Source organism: Acidovorax sp. 62, assembly GCF_002754495.1.
In the GTDB taxonomy this organism is placed as follows: domain Bacteria; phylum Pseudomonadota; class Gammaproteobacteria; order Burkholderiales; family Burkholderiaceae_C; genus Acidovorax.
The window spans coordinates 3621104-3641654 of sequence record NZ_PEFJ01000001.1 but is presented as its reverse complement, the minus strand read 5'-3'; the positions used below and the strand labels follow the sequence as shown (position 1 = coordinate 3641654).

The window sequence follows — 20551 nt, the reverse complement described above, 5'->3', positions numbered from 1 at the left end:
CATGTTTCGCATCAGCCAATACATGCGCGAGCTGGCCCAGGCCGAAGCCACGGGCCAATACCCTGTGCCCTCTTTGCGCCGGGGTACGCAAGGCCGCAAGGCCCCCGGCCCGGTGGTCATCTGGAACCTGATCCGCCGCTGCAACCTCACCTGCAAGCACTGCTACGCCCTGTCGGCCGACCACGACTACGCGGGCGAGCTGAGCACCGAGGAGGTGTTCACCGTGATGGACGATTTGCGCGCCTACAGCGTGCCGGTGCTGATCCTCTCGGGCGGCGAGCCACTGATGCGCCCAGACCTGTTCGACATTGCGGCGCGTGCGCGCGCCATGGGTTTTTATGTGGGCCTGTCGACCAATGGCACGCTCATCGACGAGCCCATGGCCGACCGCGTGGCCGCCGCAGGCTTTGACTATGTGGGCATCAGCCTCGATGGCCTCAAGCCCACGCACGACAAGTTCCGCCGCCTCGACGGTGCGTTTGACCGCAGCCTGGCCGCCGTGCGCCACCTGGACGCACGCGGCGTGAAGGTGGGCCTGCGCTTCACGATGACGTCGATGAATGCGCACGACCTGCCTGCCTTGCTGGCGCTGATGCGCGAGGAGGGCGCGCAGAAGTTCTACTTCTCGCACCTCAACTACGCGGGGCGCGGCAACATCCACCGGAGCAAGGACGCGCACTTCACCGCCACGCGCGAGGCGCTGGACCTGCTGTTTGAGCGCGCCTGGCAAGCCGCGCTGGACGGGCGCGACGAAGACTACGTGACCGGCAACAACGACGCCGACGGTGCCTATCTGCTGCAGTGGGTGCAGCGGCGCATGCCGCGCTGGCAGGCCCCCTTGCGCGAGCGCCTGCAGGCCTGGGGCGGTAATGCCAGCGGGGTCAACGTGGCCAACATCGACAACCTGGGCCATGTGCACCCCGACACCATGTGGTGGCACCACGACCTGGGCAGCGTGCGCGAGCGGCCGTTTTCTGCCATATGGGCGGACACCAGCGATCCGCTGATGGCGGGCCTCAAGGCCCACCCACGGCCGGTGGAAGGGCGTTGCGCGGCGTGCCAATACTTCAGCCTGTGTGGCGGCAACACCCGGGTGCGTGCGCAGCAGCTCACCGGCAATGCCTGGGCGCCTGACCCCGGCTGCTACCTGAGCGATGAAGAGACCGGCACCGAGCACCTGGCCGTGGCTGTGCCAGTGGCCCAGCACCCCGTGCATTTCATGGAGGTGAGCCATGCGCAGTGACCACTTGGCCCGCACCGCGCGCTGGATCGCGCTGTGCCTTGCCGCCGCCACGGGCGTGTGGGCAGCCGCTGGTGCTGCATGGGCGCAAGCCCCCGCGCCCAGCGCTAACGCGGTTGCTACGGCCGCTACGGCCAATCTGCCCAATGCACCGGCCCTGTACCAGCAGCACTGCGCTGTGTGCCACGCCCCGCAACGCACGGGTGCCATGGGCCCAGCCCTGCTGCCCGAGAGCCTGGAGCGCGTGCGCCCGGCCGAGGTGCTGCGCGTCATCGGCCAGGGCCGCCCCGCCACGCAGATGCCCGCGTTTGCCGCCACGCTGAGCGCCGCCGAAATCCAGGCACTGGCGCAGTGGGTGCGCAGCCCAGCGCCCGTTGCGCCCACCTGGGGCGACGAGGACATCCGTGCGTCCCGCGTGGTCACCCCCGCGCCAGCCGATGAGCCCGCCAAGCCGGTGTGGTCTGCCGACCCCATGAACCTGTTTGTGGTGGTGGAAGGGGGCGACCACCATGTGTCGGTGCTTGATGGCGACAAGCTCGAAGTCATCACCCGCTTTGCCAGCCGCTACGCCCTGCACGGCGGCCCCAAGTTCACGCCCGATGGGCGCTATGTGTTCTTTGGCTCGCGCGATGGCTGGATCACCAAGTACGACCTGTGGCGCTTGCGCGTGGTGGCCGAGGTGCGTGCGGGCCTGAACATGCGCAACGTGGCCGTGAGCGGCGACGGGCGCTGGGTGATGGCCGCCAACTACCTGCCGCGCAATGTGGTGCTGTTCGATGCCGACCTGAACCTGGTGCGTAACTACCCCGCCACCACGCTGGACGGCAAGCAGGCATCGCGCGTGTCGGCGGTGTACGACGCCACGCCGCGCCGCAGCTTTGTGGTGGCCCTCAAGGACGTGCCCGAGCTGTGGGAGATTTCGTACGACCCGGCGGCCGCACCCATCCACGACGGCTATGTGCATGACTACCGCATGGGCGAGTCGATTGCCAAGCCGGGCTTCCAAGGCGTGCGGCGCACGGCGCTGGAGGAGCCGCTGGACGACTTCTTCTTTGACCAGACCTACACCTACGTGCTGGGCGCCACGCGCCCACGGCAGGCGGAAGGCGCTGGCGCTTCAAGCAAGCCTGATGCAGCAGCCCCAGCGGCGGCGGCCCCTGGTGCCACCGCCCAGGTGGTGAACCTGGACATCCGTCGCAAGGTGGCCGACCTGCCCATTGCCGGCATGCCGCACCTGGGCTCGGGCATCACCTTTGCCTGGAACGGCACCACCGTGCTGGCCAGCCCCAACCTGCAAGGGGGCGCCATCGACGTGGTGGACATGAAGACCTGGAAGCCTGTGCGCACCATTGCCACGCCCGGCCCCGGCTTCTTCATGCGCAGCCATGAGAAGACGCCCTATGCCTGGACCGATTCCATGATGAGCCCCAGCGCAAAAGACACGCTCACCATCATCGACAAGCGCACGCTGGCAGTGGTGGCCCAGGTGCGGGAGCCGGGCAAGACGCTGGCGCACATCGAGTTCACCAAGGACGGTCGCTACGCCCTGGCCAGCGTGTGGGAGATGGACGGCGCCGTGGTGGTGTACGACGCGCAGACCTTCAAGGAAATCAAGCGCCTGCCCATGAGCAAGCCCGTGGGCAAATACAACGTGTGGAACAAGATTTCGCGCAGTGAAGGGACGTCGCACTGAAGCGGCGAAAAAAACTCAGCGAAGTGTTCCTTGCCAAAAAAGTCTGAGACCGCCAAGCGGGTGGGGTAGAGCGGGCGATCTGTCGCTGAGAGAGTCTGAGGCAGCGCGAAGGTCCGCTTCAGGCTCATGCGCAACGCATTCGCGAATTAGTACTATCGGCCAGGAGCAGCCGTTCACTGCAAATGGAAGCGGACGTTCAAGGAAGGGTTAGACGGCGCGAAGTCTGAGTGAGCCGACATGTCTAGGCAGAAGAGAACGTTGGGCCTCGTGCAAGGCAATCACCCGGCCTTTGAAGCCGTAGAGAAGTAGAGACCGCCGGACCCATGAAACCGCTGGCCATCAACTAGGTAGCCAAGCGCTCCAGGATCGCTAACGCCGAGTTCAAACTGCTCTTTGGATATGCCGTAGTAGTTTGCGTGCTCGGCCGGGCCCATATTGAAAGGAATGCCGACCAAGTAGGCGCCAGTGTCTTCATCAATGGCGATGTCAAAGTGCTTCTCTCGGTTGAATGCCTTGATGGTGATCTTCATGGGCAGTGAGCGTTGGTTTCGCCGCCTAACGCTGGAATTCAGCCGACCAGCCAGCGCAGCTGGCGCAGGTCGGCTGCAATGAAAGGTTGAACGTCATGCACGCGCGCCCTTCTGCTGATTACGACTTGCGAAGTACTCAGCCTTCGTTGAAATGCACTGTTGGCAATACTTGACGCGATAAACCCCAGCCGGGAGCAGAGGCATCAAGGGCGCGCGCGGAAAAACGCGCCGCATCTCGGATGTATTCATGAAGCTATGTCCTTCTGGTGAATCCGAGAAGCCAGCCATCAAGGGGGCTTCATGCGCCGGGCACACATCTAGCGCAGACGCTCGTTCATCCGAACGCATGGCCATCTCGGGATGCTCTGTTACGAACTTTTCCCATGACTTTTCCTGCCAGAACTTCATTGGATCAGCCGCACCGGCTTCCAGGAACTTGCGGTAGTCCTGCTCTCCCAGAAATGCTTTAAGGCAGGCTCGTAGCGCAGCCGCACTGACGTTGCTCATGACGTTCAACGTGACGTATCCCGCAAAACCTGCGGGATAAACTGGACCGTGCGGGATATTCTGGACACTGATTTCTCCTGGAGGTGGCTTGCAGCTTAGGTTGGCAAGGGACGACCTGTTTAAACGTCCAGGTATAAAAATTCCATGAAACCCGGCAGACGTCAACTCAGCAAACTATAGCTCGCGAGTCGGCAAGCACCGAGATTTCCAACAGTAGCGTGCAGCAAGTCAAAGGCAGCTTCTGGGTAACGCTTCTGAAAGTCGGCTCAGGGCCCTGAGCTGCCCTTCAGTACAGACATTCAAAACGATCCTTTGCTGACCAACAGTCCATATTGCTGCCCAGCTCCGCATGCACGCTTTGGTGTTTCTAACCAATTCCTGTGGCTCAGTGCGATCTATATTACGTTGGCTTTCCAAGGAGAACGTATGGCCAATCGCGCCTACCTAATGAACCACACGTATGTTGTAGCAACAACCTCCTCGGATGCGGAAGAGAGTTGTCTTCTAGGTGCCAACTACCAAGTCCCCGTCCTTTGGATTGCACTTTTTGAGCCAACCGACCTGATGTTTATGCCAGTTCCATGCACCAACGACAACGGTGATGAGCGAATCGAACTGATCCCCACACTATTCGCTCCAGCGAGCAAGGCAAAGAGCACTTACGCGGCCCGGAGAACCTCTCTAGCAAGGGCATTAGGCCCCGAAAGCGCTGACCCCATTGCCGAATGGGAAGAATTTCTGTCCACGCACATCCCTGCTGCATCGCTACAAGTGGATGTCGGAGAGCTTTGGATGATGTATGAAAACCCGACTGACTGCGAGTTGGATCTTCGGGATTGGTTAACTGGTGTTGTCAATCAATCAGGAGTCGGCTGGGCGAATCTATGTTCTCAAGCCAAGTTGGACGACCCTGAGGTGAAGCGCTACGGACTCCGTGGATTTCCGTGGCATTCAGCAGTCAAGTGGGCCTAGTCACGCACGCCACGGCCAACCAGTTGGCTGAGATTCAACGTTGAGCATCCGCTTTCGTCTCTCGCGACAGACCGCTCCTGGGCGATAGTGCGCGTTCGTCGTAGATGCGTGGATGACTGCAACCGCTGCATAGTGTTTTTACCACCGAGCCATGTGTCTCAGACGCTATTGCCCGCGAACACGAAGCGGTGATGGCTGGGTGCTGCGTCGCAGGCAGTACGCGCCGTACGACCAGACGCAGCAACGACGCCTGAAGAGTTTTGTCAGCCGCTTTAAAGCGGCCTACACCGCCTCTCTGGCGCCGTTGCTCCCTCTTGTCGCACTTGCTGATACGGCCCGCATCGGCTTACAAATCCAGCACCAGCAGCTTGCTGCGCGCGCGGGAGCAGCAGGGCAGGAATTGCTCGTGGCTGGCGCGCTCTTCTTCGGTCAGGTACATGTCGCGGTGCTCCACCTCGCCCTCCAGCACGCGGGTGATGCAGGTGCCGCACACCCCTTGTTCGCACGCGGTCATGATGTCCACGCCGTGCACGCGCAGGGCGTGCACCACCGAGGTGTCTTTTGCCACGGTGTAGGTCTTCCCGGTGCTGGCCAGGCGCACTTCAAAGGTTTGGTCTGCCGACGTGTCTTGCTCGGGGGCGGCAAAGTATTCGAGGTGGATGTGGTCTTGCGGCCATGCCAGGTTCTTGGCGGTGTTGACCACATGTTCGATGAATCCTGGTGGGCCGCACACATACAGGCGCGTGCCCGCCGGTGCATCGGCCAGCAGGGCCAGGGCGTCCAGCCTGTGCCCGCCACTGTCGGCGTAAAAGTGCACGTGCGGCGCCATGGGCGATGCCGCCAGTTCGTTGGCAAAAGCCGTGCGCTTGGGCGAACGGGTGCAGTAGTGCAGCGCATAGCTGGCCCCGGTGCGCTGCAGCCGGTCTGCCATGCACATCAGGGGGGTGACGCCAATGCCGCCCGCCACCAGCAGCGTGTGCGGCGCGGGGTGCAGCGCAAACAGGTTGCGGGGTGTGCTGATGGTGATGAGGTCGCCCTCGTGCACGGCATCGTGCATGCCCACCGAGCCGCCGCGCGAGGCGGCGTCGCGCAGCACGGCAATGCGGTAGCGGTGCTGCTCGTGCGATGCGTTGCACAGCGAATACTGCCGCACCAGGCCGCCCGCGTTGGCGGGCAGGTGCACATCGATGTGCGAGCCTGCGCTGAACGGCGGCAGCGGTGCGCCGTCGGCGCGGGCCAGCTCAAAGCTGGTGATGCCTTCGGCCTCGGCCTGCTTTTGGGTGACGCGAACGAGCAAGGTTTCCTGGGCGGTCATGCGGTTTCCTTGAAGGTCTGCTCGGCGGCGAGCAAGCGGTCCAGAATGCGGCGCGACTGCACACCGCCCGAGTCGATGTTGAGCATGAGCAGCTTGCGGTCAGGGTAGCGCAACAGGTTCTCTTGCTGCAGCTCCAGCATCTCCTGGTCCTCGGCAAAGATTTTGCCTTGGCCGTCGCGAATCTGGGTCGTCAGCGACGGGTCTTGCGGCTTGAAGTTGCGCGCCATGCCCCAGAAGTAGTGGATCGAGGTTTCGGTCTCGGGCGTGATGAAGTCCACCACGATGCTGGACGCCTTTTTGTCAGCGGGCGCCTCGTAGCCGCCATGGCCTGCCAGTGCCACGCCCACCTCGATCAGCACGTGGCTGGGCGGCGTGAAGTGGCAGATCTGCCAGCGGTCCACGGGTTGGTCGTCGGGCAGGCCATTCATGCGCAAGGCCATCTTCCAGAATGGTGGGGCTTCAATGCCTTCCATGAAGCGGCTGGTGATCACCTCGTCGCCCTCCACGCGGGTCTTGCAGGGCACCTCGTCAATTTCCTTTTGGCCGATGCTGGTGGAGTGCACATAGGTCTCGTGCGTCAGGTCCATCAGGTTGTCGATCATCAGGCGGTAGTCGCAGGCAATGTGGTACAGCCCGCCGCCGTAGGCCCATGCGGGGTTGTTGGCCCAGGGCAGGTGGTGGATGGTGGCCGGGTCGGCCAGTGCGGCATCGCCCGGCCACACCCAGATGAAGCCATAGCGCTCGACCACCGCAAAGCTGCGCGCCTTGGGAAAGGCCTGCACCCGCTGGCCGGGCATGGAGACCGACTTGCCCGTGCAGTCCACCCTGAGGCCGTGGTAGCCGCACTGCAGGTGGCCATCGCACACCTTGCCCAGCGATAGGGGGGCACCCCGGTGGGGGCAAAAATCGTCCAGCGCCGCGACCTGGTCGGGGGCAGGGCGGTAGAGCACCATCTTTTCGCCGCAAATGGTGCGGCCCAGGGGTTTGTCGGCGATCTCGTCGGGCGTGCAGGCCACGTACCAGGCGTTTTTGGGGAACATCGTGTTTGTCTCCTTGTTCGGGGGGCGGGGCCTGCGGTCTGAATGCCGCTTTCGCCCAAGGCGAAAGGCCCTGTGTCAGCGATGGCATTGTGCAAAGCGTTGGATTTTATGTATACAGAAAAATACGATCTGGCTGTTATTGCAATTTGGCATACATCGTAAGTTGTTGTTTTGCATGTATTTCAAAGTGCGGCGAGATGTTTTTGGATGGGTTTGTGTATACATTGATGGCGTTCAGTGCGACTTTGTATGCAAACCCCCATGAATCCATCAGACCTTTCCTCTGCACACCCTTCGACAGACGCTGGGGCCTCGCAGGCGGTGCGTGCGCAACTGCGGTTGCGCAAAATGATCTTGGCGGGGGACCTGCCCGGAGGCGCCCGCATTGCAGAGCTGGCGCTGGTGGAGAGGCTGGGGGTGTCGCGCACCCCCATCCGTGAGGCCCTGCTGCGCCTGGAGCAAGAAGGCCTGCTGCATGGCCTGCCCAGCGGGGGCTATGCGGTGCGCACGTTTTCAGAGGCCGATGTGGCCGATGCCATTGAGCTGCGCGGCACCATGGAGGGTTTGGCTGCGCGCTTGGCGGCCGAGCGCGGGGCCGATGCGTTGCTGCTGGTCCAGGCCACACAGTGCCTGGACGCCATTGACCAAGTGCTGCAACCGCAGGCATTGGACGACGATGGGTTTGCCCGCTATGTGACGCTGAACGCGCAGTTTCACCACCTGCTGGCCCGCATGGTGGGCAGTGACCTGGTGGTGCGCGAGCTAGAGCGCATCAAAAGCCTGCCGTTTGCCTCGCCCTCGGCCTTTGTGGTGGTGCAGACCCATTCCAACGCTTCCCGCGACATGCTGGTGATTGCCCAAGACCACCACCGCCAGGTGCTGGACGCCATTGAGCGGCGCGAAGGCGCACGCGCAGAGGCCATCATGCGAGAGCACTCGCGCATCACCCGGCGCAACCTGCTGGCGGCCGTGCAAAGCCCCCACCTCAATGGCCTGCCCGGTGTGAACCTGATCCGCGAGCGCGCCGCAGCCGTGGCGATGCCTTGACCATGTAGCGTGGCAAGCTATCGCCGAGATGGCAGCTATTGCATTTGGCGATAACTAAAAGTTGGAAACCTCGCTTGTGCAATAGCTGGACTGGTTTCACACTGCGGCCTGCATTTTTCTGTATACAACGATTATTTCCACAGGAGACAACGATGCAAAAACGCACTCTTTTGCGTGCCTCGGCTGCGGGCGCCCTGATCATGGGCGCTGGCATGCCGGGCGCCTGGGCCCAAGATGGCACGTTCAAGATCGGCCTGATCCTGCCCATGACCGGCCAACAAGCCACCACCGGCCGGCAGATCGAAGCCGCGGCGCGCCTGTACATGGCCCAGAACGGCGACATGGTGGGTGGCAAGAAGGTGCAGCTCATCATCAAGGACGACACCAGTCTTCCTGATGTAACCCGCCGCCTGGCCCAGGAGCTGGTCGTCAACGAAAAGGTCAACGTGCTCGCCGGCATGGGCATCACGCCCTCGGCCATGGCCACCGCCCCGCTGGCCACGCAGTCCAAGACCCCCCTGGTGGTGATGGCTGCCGCCACGTCCAGCATCACCGAGGCATCACCGTATGTGGTGCGCACCAGCTTCACGCTGCCCCAGGTGTCCGTGGCCCTGGCCGACTGGGCACCCAAGAACGGCATCAAGAAGGTTGTGACCCTGGTCAGCGATTACGGCCCGGGCATCGATGCAGAAAAGTATTTCAACCAGCGCCTGACCTTCAACGGTGGCCAGGTGACCGAAGCCCTGCGTGTGCCACTGCGCAACCCTGACTTCGCTCCCTTCCTGCAGAAGGTGCGCGACGCCAAGCCCGATGCGCTGTTCGTCTTCGTGCCCTCGGGCGCGGGTGCAGCCGTGATGAAGCAGTTCCTGGAGCGCGGCATGGACAAGGCTGGCATCAAGCTGATTGCCACTGGCGACGTGACCGATGACGACCAGCTCAACGACATGGGCGACGGCGCGCTGGGCGTTGTCACCTCGCACCACTACTCGGCTGCGCACCCTTCGCCGCTGAACAAGAAGTTTGTCGAGGCCTTCGAGAAAGCCAACAAGGGCCTGCGTCCCAACTTCATGGCCGTGGGCGGTTATGACGGCATGCGCGTGATCTATGAAGCGCTCAAGACCACCAAGGGCGCGGGCGGCGGCGATGCGCTGCTGGCCGCCATGAAGGGCCAGATCTTCGAGAGCCCACGCGGCCCTGTGTTCATCGACGCGCAGACCCGCGACATCGTGCAGAACGTGTACCTGCGCAAGGTGGAGAGGGTGAACGGTCAGCTTTTCAATGTGGAATTCGACGTCATCAAGGACGTGAAGGACCCCGGAAAAACGAAGTAACCCCCTGAGGCGCTGCGCGCCTTCCCCCTACAGGGGGACGCCGCCAGTGCGGCGGGGCGGCCCTTGCACGGCGGCTCTCGCCTGGGGCGCGCCGGTTGCGAGGGGCGGTGGCCTTCCTCCATCCGTTCGGGCTGAGCCTGTCGAAGCCGGGGCGTGCAGGTTGAGCGCTCAGCCTTGGTGATTCGCCCCAATTCCACAGCCCTGGGCACTGTGGGCCTTTTTTGTCTTCAGTGAAGTGATTTCATGCTGACCATTCTTTTTGACGGCGTTGCCTACGGCATGCTGCTGTTCATCCTGGCGGTGGGGTTGGCCGTGACCATGGGGCTGATGAATTTCATCAACCTTGCGCACGGCGCCTTTGCCATGGCGGGGGGCTACATCACCGTGTTGCTCATGCAGCGCCTGGACGTGCCCTTCCTGGTCTGCCTGCCGCTGGCCTTTTTGGGCTCGGCGTTGCTGGGCGGCGTGCTGGAGCGTACGTTGTACCGGCCGCTCTACCACAAGGCCCACCTGGACCAGGTGCTGTTTTCCATCGGCCTGGTGTTCATGGCGGTGGCCAGCGTGGACTACTTTGTGGGCTCCACGCAGCAGATCATGCAGCTGCCCGAATGGCTCAAGGGCCGCACCGAGATTGGCGAGGGTGCGCTGATGCTGGGCATGGGCCACTACCGGCTGTTCATCATCGCGGTGTGTGCGGCGCTCACCATCGCACTGCAGTACGTGTTGACCAAGACCCGCTTCGGCAGCCGCCTGCGTGCCAGCGTGGACGACCAGCGCGTGGCCGCTGGCATGGGCATCAACGTGAACATCGTGTTTTTGTCCACCTTCGCTTTCGGGTCCGGCCTCGCTGGCCTGGGCGGTGCGCTGGGCGCTGAAGTGCTGGGGCTCGACCCGAGCTTTCCGCTCAAGTTCATGATCTATTTTCTGATCGTGGTGGCGGTGGGCGGCACCTCGTCCATCACCGGCCCGCTGCTGGCTGCGCTGCTGCTGGGCATTGCCGACGTGGCGGGCAAGTACTACATCCCCAAGCTGGGCGCTTTCATTGTGTACAGCCTCATGATCCTGATCCTCATCTGGCGCCCCCAAGGCCTCTTTGTGCGCAAGGGGGGCAAATAGATGAAGCACCCCCTGAGCCGCTTCGCGTCTTCCCCCTCTCCTGTGGGAGGAGGACGCACCCGGTGGCCTGGCAAAGCCAGTTCCACGGGTGCACTGGCGTATTCGCCCTCTTCGTCGGACTCCGAGCAATGAATCCCGCAACATCCCCCTCCACCGCAGAGTCGTTGCTGCGCGCCCGCCGCTTTCGTTGGTGGGAGCCTGTGCTGTGGCTGCTGGCCTTTGTGGCGCCGCTGGCCCTGCCCAGCCACGCGCTCATCATCAACGAGATCGCCATCGTCGCGCTGTTTGCCCTGTCGCTGGACCTGATCCTGGGCTACACCGGCATCGTCTCGTTGGGCCACGCCGCCTTCTTTGGTTTGGGTGGCTACGCGGCGGCGCTGTTTGCCAAGCATGTGATGCCTGACCCGTTGGTGGGCCTGGCCGTGGGCATTGCTGCGGCTACGGTGCTGGGCGCCGTGGCGTCGCTCACTATCCTGCGCGGCACCGATCTCACGCGCCTCATGGTCACGCTGGGCGTGGGTTTGGTGATGCTGGAGCTGGCCAACAAGCTCGACTGGCTGACTGGTGGTGCCGACGGCCTGCAGGGTGTGGTGCTGGGGCCTGTGCTGGGCCAGTTCGAGTTCGACCTGTACGGCCGCACGGCCGCGTGGTATTCGCTCACCGTGCTGCTGGTGTTCTTCCTCATCGCGCGGCGCATCGTGCAATCGCCGTTCGGGGCCACGCTCAAGGCCATCCGCGACAACCGGCTGCGCGCCATGGCCATCGGTATCCCGGTGACTGCAAAGCTCGCGCAGGTGTACACGCTGGCCGCTGCGCTGGCTGGGGCTGCGGGCGCGCTGCTCACGCAGACCACGGGCTTTGCCTCACTTGACCTGTTCGAGTTCCACCGCTCGGCCGACGTCATGCTGATCCTGGTGATCGGCGGCGTGGGCTGGCTCTATGGCGGCATCCTGGGTGCCATCGGCTTCAAGCTGCTGCAGGACGTGATCTCGTCCATCACGCCGCAGTACTGGACCTTCTGGATCGGCCTGTTCCTGGTGGTGCTGGTGCTGGTGGGGCGTGACCGCCTGTTCCGTCCCTGGACCTGGTTTGGCGCCGGCCGCAAGGCCGGGGCTGCCTCCAAAGCGGGAGGCCACTGACATGAACACCACCACCTCCAACACCGTGCTCGCGGCCCAGGGCCTGGTCAAGCGTTTTGGCGGCATCACGGCCACCAACAACGTCACGCTGAACCTGCAAAAGGGAGCGCGCCATGCGCTCATTGGCCCCAACGGCGCGGGCAAGACCACGCTCATCAACCTGCTGACCGGCGTGCTGGAGCCCACCGAAGGCTCTATCACCCTCGAAGGCCAGGACATCACCCGCCTGGCGCCGCACCAGCGTGTGCAGCGCGGCATGGTGCGCACCTTCCAGATCAACCAACTGTTCGACACCCTCACGCCACTGGAGACACTGGCGCTGACTGTGTCGCAACAGCAAGGCCTGGGCGGCAAGTGGTGGCAGCCGCTGGGTGCGCGCAAGGCCGTCACCGAGCGCTGCGAGCAGCTGCTGGAGCAGTTCCACCTCACCTCGGTGATGGCCGAGGAAACGCGCGTGCTGGCCTACGGCAAGCGCCGCCTGCTGGAAATAGCGATTGCGCTGGCCTGCGAGCCACGCGTGCTGCTGCTCGACGAACCCGTGGCCGGTGTGCCCGCCGGCGAGCGTGAAGAACTGCTGCAGACCGTGGCGGCCCTGCCCGCCGATGTGTCAGTGCTGTTGATCGAACACGATATGGACCTGGTTTTCAGCTTCGCCAACCGCATGACGGTGCTGGTCAACGGCACGGTGCTCACCGAGGGCGACCCGGACACTATTGCCAACGACGCGCAGGTGAAGGCCGTGTACCTTGGCCATGGGGAGGATGCGCATGTCTAAGACAGAACTCCTGCGCATCGAGGGCCTGAGCGCAGGCTACGGCGAAGCCGTGGTGCTGCAAGGCGTGTCACTGGCCCTGCACGAAGGCGACACGTTGGCCCTGCTGGGGCGCAACGGCACGGGAAAGACCACGCTCATCAACACGCTGGCCGGTGCCACGCGCCAGCACGCGGGCAGCGTGACCCTGGGCGGCATTGCGCTGCACAAGTTGGCGTCCCACGAACGTGCGGCCGCCGGCATCGGCTGGGTGCCGCAAGAGCGCAACATCTTCAAGTCGCTCACCGTGCACGAGAACCTCACAGCCGTGGCACGCCCGGGCCGCAAAGGCTCGACTGCACGGCAGTGGACGCCCGAGCGCGTGTACGAAATGTTCCCGCGCCTGGCCGAGCGCAAGACCAACCTGGGCACGCAGCTGTCGGGCGGCGAGCAGCAGATGCTGGCCGTGGGCCGCGCGCTGGTGCTCAACCCACGCCTGCTGTTGCTCGACGAGCCGCTCGAGGGCCTCGCGCCCATCATCGTGGAAGAGCTGCTGCGCGCCATCCGCCGCATCACGCGCGAAGAGGGCCTGTCGGCCATCATCGTGGAGCAGCATCCGCAGGCCATCCTGGCCATCTCCGACCGCGCTGCGGTGCTGGACCGGGGCACGGTAGTGCACACCGGGGCGGCCGACGACTTGAGTGCGCAGCCCGAGTTGCTGGCGCGCTTGCTGGGTGTGGCAAGGTAACGGCACGCCATGACGATCCCACGCAGAACCTGCCTGGCCGCACTGGCTGTTTCGCTGGCTTCGGATGCGCGCGCCCAGGCTCCGTTTCCCTCACGTCCGATCCGCATCGTGGTGCCCAATGCCGCAGGCGGTGCGGCAGACATCACGGCGCGCACCGTGGCGCAAAAGATGGCGGGCCCGCTGGGGCAAAGCATCGTGATCGAGAACAAGCCCAGCGCGGGCGGCGTGGTGGCCGGAGACCTGGTGGCCCGTGCCGAGCCCGACGGGTACACCCTGCTGTTGGTGAGCAGCGGCACGGCCGTGAGTGCGGCGCTGTTCCATACCCTGCCCTTCGATACCCTCAAGGACTTTGCGCCAGTGTCGTTGCTGGCCACTTTTGATCTGGCGCTGGTGGTGCGTGAAGGCAGCGCCTTCAAGACCCTGGCCGATCTGCTGGCCTATGGCCGTGCCCACCCGGGCAAGCTCAACCTGGGCACCCCGCAGATTGGCACCACGCAGCACCTGGCGGCGGAGCTGTTCAAAGCCACCGCCGGGCTGGATGCGCAGATCGTGCCGTTCAACGGAACCCCTGGCGTCATCACCGCTGTGCGGGGTGGCGAGGTGGACGTGATGGTGGACATTCTGGGGGGCTTGATGCCGCAAATTGGTGCCAAGGCACTGCGGCCTTTGGCTGTGCTGGGGGCGCAGCGTGCGGCGCAACTGCCCGAGGTGCCCACGGTGCGTGAAAGCGGTGGTGCTTTTGCCTCCTTCAATGTGACCTCCTGGAATGGGCTGGCCGTGCCCTCCAGAACCCCTGCTGCCGTGGTGGAGCGGCTGTCGCGCGAAGTCAACGCCGCGCTGGCGCAACCTGACGTGAAGAAGCGCCTGCTGGAGCTGAACCTGAATGCGCAGGGCAGCACACCCGCCCAGGCGGGGGAGCACTTGGCTGCCGATATTCGCCGCTGGAGCGACGTCATCGCCCGTGCGCGCATTGCCCGCCAATGAGCGGGTTGAGCGCTTGAAAAGCCACCAAATCGAACCTTTGCCATGGTCAATGCATGTCGTGGGGCCCAGGCCGTGATGGCCTGGTTCGTTTTTCGCGCGCCGCATACCGCAGGTGCCTTCAGGCCAACGGAGGATCTTTGGCGTGCTTGATATTTTGTCCATCACGGGCCCCATCTACCTGATCATTGCCCTGGGCTATGGCGTGACGCGCTGGGGCTTGTTTGCCAAGGCCGACATGCGTGTCTTTGGCAAATTTGTCATGCACCTGGCCTTGCCTGCCATGCTGTTCAGTTCGCTGTCGCAGCGCCCTGTCAGAGAAGTGCTCAACCTGCAGTACCTGGGGGCCTACGCGCTGGCGTGTGGCCTGGTGCTGCTGTTGGGCTTTGCGTGGATGCGCTGGGGGCGGCGCCAGACCATGAGCTTCAGCAGCATGGTGGCCATGGGCATGGGGTGCCCCAACAGTGGTTTTGTGGGGTACCCGGTGGCCCTGCTGGTACTGGGGGGCTCGGTGGCCAGTGTCAGCCTGGCGCTGAACATGGTGGTGGAGAACCTGCTGTTGATCCCGGTGCTGCTGGTCTTGTCTGACCTGGGCGACCGCCGCAAGGGTGCCTGGCATGCGGTGCTGTGGCAAAGCCTCAAAGGGCTGGCGCGCAACCCGATGGTGCTGAGCATTGCGGCGGGCATTCTGGCGTCATGGGCCGGTGTGGCGCTGCCTGCAGCGTTGTCGCGCACGGTGCAGCTGTTTGCGCAGGCCAGCGGGGCGCTGTCGTTGTTTGTGATTGGTGGCAGCCTCGTGGGGCTGCACATCAAGGGCACGCTGGGCACGGTGGCGCAAATCAGCGTGGGCAAGCTGGTGTTGCACCCACTGGCCATGCTGCTGGTGCTGGGCTGGCTGGTGCCGGTGGACGACCCGCAGCTGCGCACAGCAGCCTTGCTCAGCTGCGCCATGCCCATGCTGGGCATTTACGCCATTCTTTCGCAGCGCCATGGGCACGAAGGCATCAGCTCGGCGGCCCTGCTGGTGACCACTGTGGCCTCGTTTTTTACCCTGAGTGCGTTTTGTGGTGGCTGGGGCTGGCGCCGGTGTGAGGGCCCACCAGCAGGCGCTTAGCCCTTGAACACGGTCGCCACAGTTTGGCGTACCAGGTCCAGCGCCGCCTTTTGCACCTGTGTGGACGGCCTTTGCAAGCTCGTGGCCAGCGACAGCGCAATGCGCAGCGGTGGTGTGCCAATGGCCTGCGCGGTGTAGGCGGACGGGCGCGGCGAGTTGAGCAATGCATTGCGCGAAAGCACGGCACTGCCCGCGCCGTCGGCCACCAGGTCCAGGATGGCCGACACCCCATCGATCTCCAGCGCGATCTCAGGGCGGCAGCCGATCTGCGCCATTTCGGATTCGACATGCATGCGGATGGCGTTGGGGCGCGACGGGATGACCAGCGGCAGCGCGGCCACCTCGCTCAAGGCCACGGGGCCGGGAGGCGGGTCTTCCGACAAACCCGGAGGGCGGGCGCGCACCAGCACCAGGTCCTCGTCCAGCAGGTGCTCCACGTCGATGTCGCGCGCGGGCTGCCCGTTGTAGAGCACCACGATGTCCAGATGCCCGCTGTTGAGTCCTTCAAGGATGGCTCCCGACAAGCCTTCGCTTATGGACAGCCGCGCCTCGGGTAGCACTTGGCGAAACGCACGGGTCAGGGGCACCGTCATCACCCGGGCCACGCTGTTGGGCAGACCAATGGCTACGCGCCCGGCCAGCGCGCCGCGCACCCGGCCCAGCTCTTCGCGGGCCCGCTCGACCTGGTGCAGGATGCCCCGCCCGTGCTCCAGCAGCACCTTGCCCGCCTCGGTGGGCGTGGCGCCCCGGCCATTGCGCACCAGCAGGTTTTGGCGCAGCTCCACTTCCAGCAGGCGCACCTGCCGGCTCAGCGCAGGCTGGGCGATGTTGAGCACCACCGATGCCCGGGTGAAGCTGCCCAGCTCGGCCACCCGCACGAAGTACTCGATTTGCTTGAGGTCCATCGCCTTTGCCTTGTCAAAAGGGGTCTGCAAACTAGCAGAATTTTGCATATCTCTGCATCACCAATTGCAGAATGATATATCTGGTAGTGCCGCAGGCGGCTGTCGCAGCGGGGCAGCCCTGTTCACAATGCGGGTGTTTTCACCTCCGGTAGAGGGGTGATGTGGCGCACCGCTGGGTGTGCGCCACGGTGGCCACGGGATGCCTTTCCCGGGCCTTCAAGGAGACAACATGACTATCGACATCAAAGGCATTTCGTCCATGGCCACCCGCCAGGTGCTGGCAGAGTTGGTGGCCTTGTACGCGCAGCAGTCATCCGACCGCGTGGGCATCGAATCCGTGGGTGGCGTGGACGCTGCCAAGCGCGTGCAGGCGGGGGAGCCCTTTGACGTGGTGATCCTGGCGTCGGATGCCATCGACAAGCTCGTGGCGGCAGGCCATGTAAGCGCGCCCAGCAAGGTCGATCTGGTGCATTCCGGTGTGGCCGTTGCCGTGCAGGCCGGTGCGCCGGTGCCAGACATTAGCTCTGAAGACGCCTTGCGCGCAGCGGTGCTGGCCGCCCCCAGCATCAGCTATTCCACCGGCCCCAGCGGGGTGGCTCTGGCCCAGCTGTTTGAGCGCTGGGGCATTGCCCAAGAGATTGCGCCGCGCATCGTGCAGGCCCCGCCGGGCGTGCCTGTGGGCACCCTGGTGGCGCGCGGCGAGGTGGCACTGGGCTTTCAGCAACTGAGCGAGCTGCTGCATGTGCCCGGCATCACCCTGGTGGGCCCGCTGCCCGCCGCCATCCAGATCACCACCACCTTCTGCGCAGGCGTGGGCGCCGCATCTGCCCAACCTGCGGCAGCGCAGGCCCTGCTGGCCTTCATGGCGTCCCCCCAGGCCGCCGATGCCAAGCGCCGCCAGGGCATGGACCCAGCCTGAGCAAGCGGCCCGCACCATTTCAAAAAAATCACAACCAACTCAGAGACATTTGCAATGCAGGCACACGGCAAGGACACCGACGTCCAGACTTTTCTTGATGCGCACCCGTTTTCAGCCTACCAATGGCTGATTTTTGCGCTGTGTTTTGTGGTCGTGCTGCTGGACGGCTTTGACACCGCCGCCATCGGCTACATCGCGCCCTCTCTGGTGGCCGAGTGGGGGGTGAGCAAACCCGCCCTGGCGCCCGTGCTGAGCGCTGCACTGTTTGGCCTAGCCGCTGGCGCTTTGGTGGCTGGCCCTTTGGCCGACAAGCTGGGCCGCAAGCGGCTGCTGACCGGTTCCGTCTTCCTGTTTGGCGCAGCCTGCCTGGCTTCGGCGTTTGCACTGGGGCTGACCGAGTTGACCGTGCTGCGCTTTGTCACCGGCATTGGCCTGGGCGCGGCCATGCCCAACGCCGTGACGCTGATGAGCGAATACTGCCCATCGCCCCGCCGTGCATTGCTGACCAACGCCATGTTTTGCGGCTTTCCGCTCGGTGCGGCCTTTGGTGGCTTCTTGGCAGCGTGGATGATTCCCCTGTGGGGCTGGCGCAGCGTGCTGGAGCTGGGCGGGGTGGCACCCCTGGTGCTGGGCGTGCTGATGTTGCTGTTGCTGCCTGAATCGGCCCGCTACCTGGTGGCGCGCGGCGCAGCCACCGAGCGCGTGCGGGCCATTCTGGTGCGCATTTCTGCCTCTGCCGCGCAGGTGGGGCGCTTTGTGGCCGGTGAGGCGCAGGCCACCCAAGGCGCCAGCGGCCTGGGCGTGGTGCTGTCCGCCCGCTACCGCTGGGGCTCGCTGCTGCTGTGGGTGACCTACTTCATGGGTTTGGTGATCTTCTATGCGCTCATCAACTGGATGCCCATCTTGTTCAAGGAAGGCGGCATTGAGCCGCACACCGCCACCCTGGTGTCTGCGCTGTTCCCCCTGGGGGGCGTGGGCGCGGTGTTCTTTGGCTGGCTGATGGACCGCTTCAACGCCGACCGCATCATTGCCCTGGGTTACCTGCTCACCGCACTGGTCATCTATGCCATTGGCCATGCCCTGGGCAATGTGGGGCTGCTGGTGGTGGTGGTGTTTGTGGCGGGCACGTTGATGAACACGGCCCAGTCTTCCATGCCTGCACTGGCTGCGGCCTTCTACCCCACCAGTGGCCGCGCTACCGGCGTCGCCTGGATGTTGGGCATTGGCCGCTTTGGTGGCATTGCGGGCTCGTTCCTCGTGGCCCAGCTGTCGGCGGCCCACATGGGCTTTGGGCAGATTTTTGCGGTGGTGGCCATCCCCGGCCTGATCGCGGCTGCTGCGGTATGGGCCAAGCAAATGATCTACCCCACGCAAGCGGCCCCCTTGTCTGCCGTGGCGGGCTCGGCAGCCCACTGACGGCACTGCGATCCCTGTTGTCACTGATTTTCGATTTCCTAGGAGCAAACCCATGAGCCTCATCATCGACTGCCACGGCCACTACACCACGGCCCCCAAGGCGCTGGAGAACTGGCGCAATGCACAGATCGCCGGTATCAAGGACCCCGCCGCCATGCCCAAAGTGGCAGACCTGAAGATCAGCGACGATGAGCTGCGCGAGTCCATCGAGACCAACCAGCTCAAGCTGATGAAAGAACGCGGCAGCGACATCACGCTGTTCAGCCCGCGCGCCAGTTTCATGGCCCACCACATTGGCGACTTCAACGTCTCCAGCACCTGGGCTGCCATTTGCAACGAGCTGTGCCATCGCGTCTCCACCCTGTTCCCCGACCACTTCGTGCCTGTGGCCATGCTGCCGCAGTCGCCCGGGGTGGACCCGGCCACCTGCATCCCCGAGCTGGAAAAGTGCGTGAAGGAATACGGTGCCGTCGGCATCAACCTGAACCCAGACCCTTCTGGCGGCCACTGGACCAGCCCGCCGCTGACCGACAAGCACTGGTACCCCATCTACGAAAAGATGGTGGAGTACGACTTGCCCGCCATGATCCACGTGAGCACCAGCTGCAATGCGTGCTTCCACACCACCGGCGCGCATTACCTGAACGCCGACACCACGGCCTTCATGCAGCTCATCCAGGGCGATCTGTTCAAGGACTTCCCCACGCTCAAGTTCCTGATCCCGCACGGCGGCGGCGCGGTGCCCTACCACTGGGGCCGTTTCCGTGGCCTGGCGCAGGAGATGAAGAAGCCGCTGCTGGATGAGCACCTGATGAACAACGTGTTCTTTGACACCTGCGTGTACCACCAGCCCGGCATCGACCTGCTCAACACCGTGATCCCGGTGAAGAACGTGCTGTTTGCCAGCGAAATGATCGGCGCGGTGCGCGGCATCGACCCCACCACCGGCCACTACTACGACGACACCAAGCGCTACATCGAAGCCTCCAAGATCCTGAGCGCTGCTGACAAGCACCAGATCTACGAAGGCAATGTGCGCCGCGTGTTCTCCCGCCTCAACTCCCGCCTGCAAGCCAAAGGACTGTGACCATGTACGAACTCGGCGTTGTTTACCGCAACATCACCCGCGCAGACCGCACAGCGGCCGATGGCCTGGCCGCCCTGGGCTCAGCCACCGTGCACGAAGCCATGGGCCGCGTGGGCCTGCTCAAGCCCTACATGCGCCCCATCCAGACGGGTGTGCAGGTCAGCGGCACGGCCGTCACGGTGCTGCTGCACCCTGGTGACAATTGGATGATGCATGTGGCCGCAGAGCAGATCCAGCCCGGCGACATCGTGGTGGCTGCCATCACCGCTGAATGCACCGATGGCTACTTTGGCGACCTGCTGGCCACATCGTTCCAGGCCCGTGGCGCACGCGCACTCATCATCGACGCGGGGGTGCGCGATGTGCGCACGCTCAACGAGATGAACTTCCCGGTGTGGAGCAAGTGCATCTCTTCCAAAGGCTGCATCAAGGAAACCATCGGCTCCGTGAACATTCCTGTGGTGTGCGCTGGCATGCTCGTCACGCCCGGCGATGTGATCGTGGCCGATGACGACGGCGTGGTCTGCGTGCCCGCAGCCCGCGCGGTGCAAACACTGGAAGCCGCGCAAAAGCGCGAAAGCTTTGAAGGCGAAAAGCGCGCCAAACTGGCCAGCGGCGTGCTGGGCCTGGACATGTACAAGATGCGCGAGCCGCTCGAAAAGAAGGGTCTGCGCTACATCGACTGACCCGGTTCAAGACA

General features: G+C 64.1%; 20 protein-coding genes. 15 read left to right on the top strand and 5 right to left on the bottom strand.

Annotation, left to right across the window (positions count from 1 at the left end; translation table 11 throughout):
* The first annotated feature begins 1 nt into the window (after position 1).
* On the top strand, positions 2–1243 hold the full coding sequence (gene nirJ, locus CLU86_RS16370; RefSeq protein WP_099742344.1) for a heme d1 biosynthesis radical SAM protein NirJ: 1242 nt from the start codon (positions 2–4) through the stop codon (positions 1241–1243).
* On the top strand, positions 1233–2933 hold the full coding sequence (locus CLU86_RS16365; RefSeq protein WP_099742343.1) for a nitrite reductase: 1701 nt from the start codon (positions 1233–1235) through the stop codon (positions 2931–2933). The genes nirJ and CLU86_RS16365 overlap by 11 nt, the downstream gene beginning before the upstream one ends.
* 278 nt (positions 2934–3211) lie before the next feature.
* Here the strand turns inward: CLU86_RS16365 and CLU86_RS16360 are convergent, their stop codons facing one another.
* Positions 3212–3463: a hypothetical protein gene (locus CLU86_RS16360; RefSeq protein WP_099742342.1), complete on the bottom strand. Its 252-nt coding sequence runs from the start codon at positions 3461–3463 to the stop codon at positions 3212–3214.
* A gap of 93 nt (positions 3464–3556) precedes the next feature.
* Entirely contained in the window at positions 3557–3970 is a 414-nt protein-coding gene (locus tag CLU86_RS16355) for a hypothetical protein (RefSeq protein ID WP_099742341.1), read from the bottom strand.
* Between the two features lie 426 nt (positions 3971–4396).
* Here CLU86_RS16355 and CLU86_RS22670 point away from each other — a divergent pair, with 426 nt between their 5' ends.
* Positions 4397–4942: a hypothetical protein gene (locus CLU86_RS22670; RefSeq protein WP_143226725.1), complete on the top strand. Its 546-nt coding sequence runs from the start codon at positions 4397–4399 to the stop codon at positions 4940–4942.
* Between the two features lie 346 nt (positions 4943–5288).
* On the opposite strand, the gene CLU86_RS16350 is transcribed toward CLU86_RS22670, so the two are convergent.
* Together CLU86_RS16350 and CLU86_RS16345 are read right to left on the bottom strand one after the other, a co-directional pair.
* Positions 5289–6257: a PDR/VanB family oxidoreductase gene (locus CLU86_RS16350; RefSeq protein WP_099742340.1), complete on the bottom strand. Its 969-nt coding sequence runs from the start codon at positions 6255–6257 to the stop codon at positions 5289–5291.
* Positions 6254–7297 carry an aromatic ring-hydroxylating dioxygenase subunit alpha gene (locus tag CLU86_RS16345; RefSeq protein ID WP_099742339.1) on the bottom strand — a complete coding sequence of 348 codons (1044 nt, stop codon included), beginning with the start codon at positions 7295–7297 and terminating at the stop codon, positions 6254–6256. The genes CLU86_RS16350 and CLU86_RS16345 overlap by 4 nt, the downstream gene beginning before the upstream one ends.
* Before the next feature lie 261 nt (positions 7298–7558).
* Between CLU86_RS16345 and CLU86_RS16340 the strand changes: the two genes are divergently transcribed.
* The 8 genes from CLU86_RS16340 (at position 7559) to CLU86_RS16305 (ending at position 15524) form a co-directional block, all read left to right on the top strand.
* Positions 7559–8344, top strand: a complete 786-nt coding sequence (locus CLU86_RS16340; protein WP_099743632.1) for a GntR family transcriptional regulator — start codon at positions 7559–7561, stop codon at positions 8342–8344.
* Between the two features lie 152 nt (positions 8345–8496).
* Positions 8497–9675 (top strand): ABC transporter substrate-binding protein, encoded by a 1179-nt coding sequence (locus CLU86_RS16335; RefSeq protein ID WP_099742338.1) that lies wholly within the window; start codon positions 8497–8499, stop codon positions 9673–9675.
* A gap of 243 nt (positions 9676–9918) precedes the next feature.
* The gene (locus CLU86_RS16330; RefSeq protein WP_010464364.1) at positions 9919–10791 is read left to right on the top strand and encodes a branched-chain amino acid ABC transporter permease; all 873 of its coding nucleotides are present in this window, start codon (positions 9919–9921) and stop codon (positions 10789–10791) included.
* A gap of 128 nt (positions 10792–10919) precedes the next feature.
* Positions 10920–11930 (top strand): branched-chain amino acid ABC transporter permease, encoded by a 1011-nt coding sequence (locus CLU86_RS16325; RefSeq protein ID WP_099742337.1) that lies wholly within the window; start codon positions 10920–10922, stop codon positions 11928–11930.
* 1 nt (position 11931) lies between these two features.
* Positions 11932–12705: an ABC transporter ATP-binding protein gene (locus CLU86_RS16320; RefSeq protein WP_099742336.1), complete on the top strand. Its 774-nt coding sequence runs from the start codon at positions 11932–11934 to the stop codon at positions 12703–12705.
* A complete protein-coding gene (locus CLU86_RS16315; RefSeq protein ID WP_099743631.1) occupies positions 12698–13429 on the top strand; it encodes an ABC transporter ATP-binding protein in 732 nt (243 codons plus the stop codon). The genes CLU86_RS16320 and CLU86_RS16315 overlap by 8 nt, the downstream gene beginning before the upstream one ends.
* Positions 13430–13438: 9 nt before the next feature.
* The gene (locus CLU86_RS16310) at positions 13439–14413 is read left to right on the top strand and encodes a tripartite tricarboxylate transporter substrate binding protein (protein ID WP_099742335.1); all 975 of its coding nucleotides are present in this window, start codon (positions 13439–13441) and stop codon (positions 14411–14413) included.
* Positions 14414–14555: 142 nt separating this feature from the next.
* A complete protein-coding gene (locus tag CLU86_RS16305; protein WP_099742334.1) occupies positions 14556–15524 on the top strand; it encodes an AEC family transporter in 969 nt (322 codons plus the stop codon).
* Here CLU86_RS16305 and CLU86_RS16300 read toward each other — a convergent pair.
* Positions 15521–16429: a LysR substrate-binding domain-containing protein gene (locus CLU86_RS16300; RefSeq protein WP_099742333.1), complete on the bottom strand. Its 909-nt coding sequence runs from the start codon at positions 16427–16429 to the stop codon at positions 15521–15523. The two genes, CLU86_RS16305 and CLU86_RS16300, sit on opposite strands and share 4 nt — an antisense overlap.
* Before the next feature lie 229 nt (positions 16430–16658).
* Between CLU86_RS16300 and CLU86_RS16295 the strand changes: the two genes are divergently transcribed.
* From CLU86_RS16295 to ligK, 4 genes are read left to right on the top strand one after another with little or no spacing between them, the layout of a single operon-like run.
* A complete protein-coding gene (locus CLU86_RS16295) occupies positions 16659–17348 on the top strand; it encodes a substrate-binding domain-containing protein (RefSeq protein WP_199175138.1) in 690 nt (229 codons plus the stop codon).
* A gap of 54 nt (positions 17349–17402) precedes the next feature.
* Complete coding sequence (locus CLU86_RS16290; protein ID WP_099742332.1) at positions 17403–18764, top strand: MFS transporter; 1362 nt, start codon at positions 17403–17405, stop codon at positions 18762–18764.
* Positions 18765–18816: 52 nt separating this feature from the next.
* Entirely contained in the window at positions 18817–19851 is a 1035-nt protein-coding gene (locus CLU86_RS16285; RefSeq protein ID WP_099742331.1) for an amidohydrolase family protein, read from the top strand.
* A gap of 2 nt (positions 19852–19853) precedes the next feature.
* A complete protein-coding gene (gene ligK, locus CLU86_RS16280; RefSeq protein ID WP_099657022.1) occupies positions 19854–20537 on the top strand; it encodes a 4-carboxy-4-hydroxy-2-oxoadipate aldolase/oxaloacetate decarboxylase in 684 nt (227 codons plus the stop codon).
* The last annotated feature ends 14 nt before the right edge of the window (positions 20538–20551 follow it).

Excerpts from the sequence above, each read along its gene's own strand:
- CLU86_RS16340 (WP_099743632.1), top strand. The coding sequence starts at position 7,559 with ATGAATCCATCAGACCTTTCCTCTGCACACCCTTCGACAGACGCTGGG.
- CLU86_RS16300 (WP_099742333.1), bottom strand. The coding sequence starts at position 16,429 with ATGGACCTCAAGCAAATCGAGTACTTCGTGCGGGTGGCCGAGCTGGGC.
- CLU86_RS16295 (WP_199175138.1), top strand. The coding sequence starts at position 16,659 with ATGACTATCGACATCAAAGGCATTTCGTCCATGGCCACCCGCCAGGTG.
- CLU86_RS16285 (WP_099742331.1), top strand. The coding sequence starts at position 18,817 with ATGAGCCTCATCATCGACTGCCACGGCCACTACACCACGGCCCCCAAG.
- CLU86_RS16355 (WP_099742341.1), bottom strand. The coding sequence starts at position 3,970 with ATGAGCAACGTCAGTGCGGCTGCGCTACGAGCCTGCCTTAAAGCATTT.
- CLU86_RS16365 (WP_099742343.1), top strand. The coding sequence starts at position 1,233 with ATGCGCAGTGACCACTTGGCCCGCACCGCGCGCTGGATCGCGCTGTGC.
- CLU86_RS16330 (WP_010464364.1), top strand. The coding sequence starts at position 9,919 with ATGCTGACCATTCTTTTTGACGGCGTTGCCTACGGCATGCTGCTGTTC.
- CLU86_RS16310 (WP_099742335.1), top strand. The coding sequence starts at position 13,439 with ATGACGATCCCACGCAGAACCTGCCTGGCCGCACTGGCTGTTTCGCTG.
- CLU86_RS16335 (WP_099742338.1), top strand. The coding sequence starts at position 8,497 with ATGCAAAAACGCACTCTTTTGCGTGCCTCGGCTGCGGGCGCCCTGATC.
- nirJ (WP_099742344.1), top strand. The coding sequence starts at position 2 with ATGTTTCGCATCAGCCAATACATGCGCGAGCTGGCCCAGGCCGAAGCC.
- CLU86_RS16320 (WP_099742336.1), top strand. The coding sequence starts at position 11,932 with ATGAACACCACCACCTCCAACACCGTGCTCGCGGCCCAGGGCCTGGTC.
- ligK (WP_099657022.1), top strand. The coding sequence starts at position 19,854 with ATGTACGAACTCGGCGTTGTTTACCGCAACATCACCCGCGCAGACCGC.
- CLU86_RS16290 (WP_099742332.1), top strand. The coding sequence starts at position 17,403 with ATGCAGGCACACGGCAAGGACACCGACGTCCAGACTTTTCTTGATGCG.
- CLU86_RS16325 (WP_099742337.1), top strand. The coding sequence starts at position 10,920 with ATGAATCCCGCAACATCCCCCTCCACCGCAGAGTCGTTGCTGCGCGCC.
- CLU86_RS22670 (WP_143226725.1), top strand. The coding sequence starts at position 4,397 with ATGGCCAATCGCGCCTACCTAATGAACCACACGTATGTTGTAGCAACA.
- CLU86_RS16345 (WP_099742339.1), bottom strand. The coding sequence starts at position 7,297 with ATGTTCCCCAAAAACGCCTGGTACGTGGCCTGCACGCCCGACGAGATC.
- CLU86_RS16360 (WP_099742342.1), bottom strand. The coding sequence starts at position 3,463 with ATGAAGATCACCATCAAGGCATTCAACCGAGAGAAGCACTTTGACATC.
- CLU86_RS16350 (WP_099742340.1), bottom strand. The coding sequence starts at position 6,257 with ATGACCGCCCAGGAAACCTTGCTCGTTCGCGTCACCCAAAAGCAGGCC.
- CLU86_RS16315 (WP_099743631.1), top strand. The coding sequence starts at position 12,698 with ATGTCTAAGACAGAACTCCTGCGCATCGAGGGCCTGAGCGCAGGCTAC.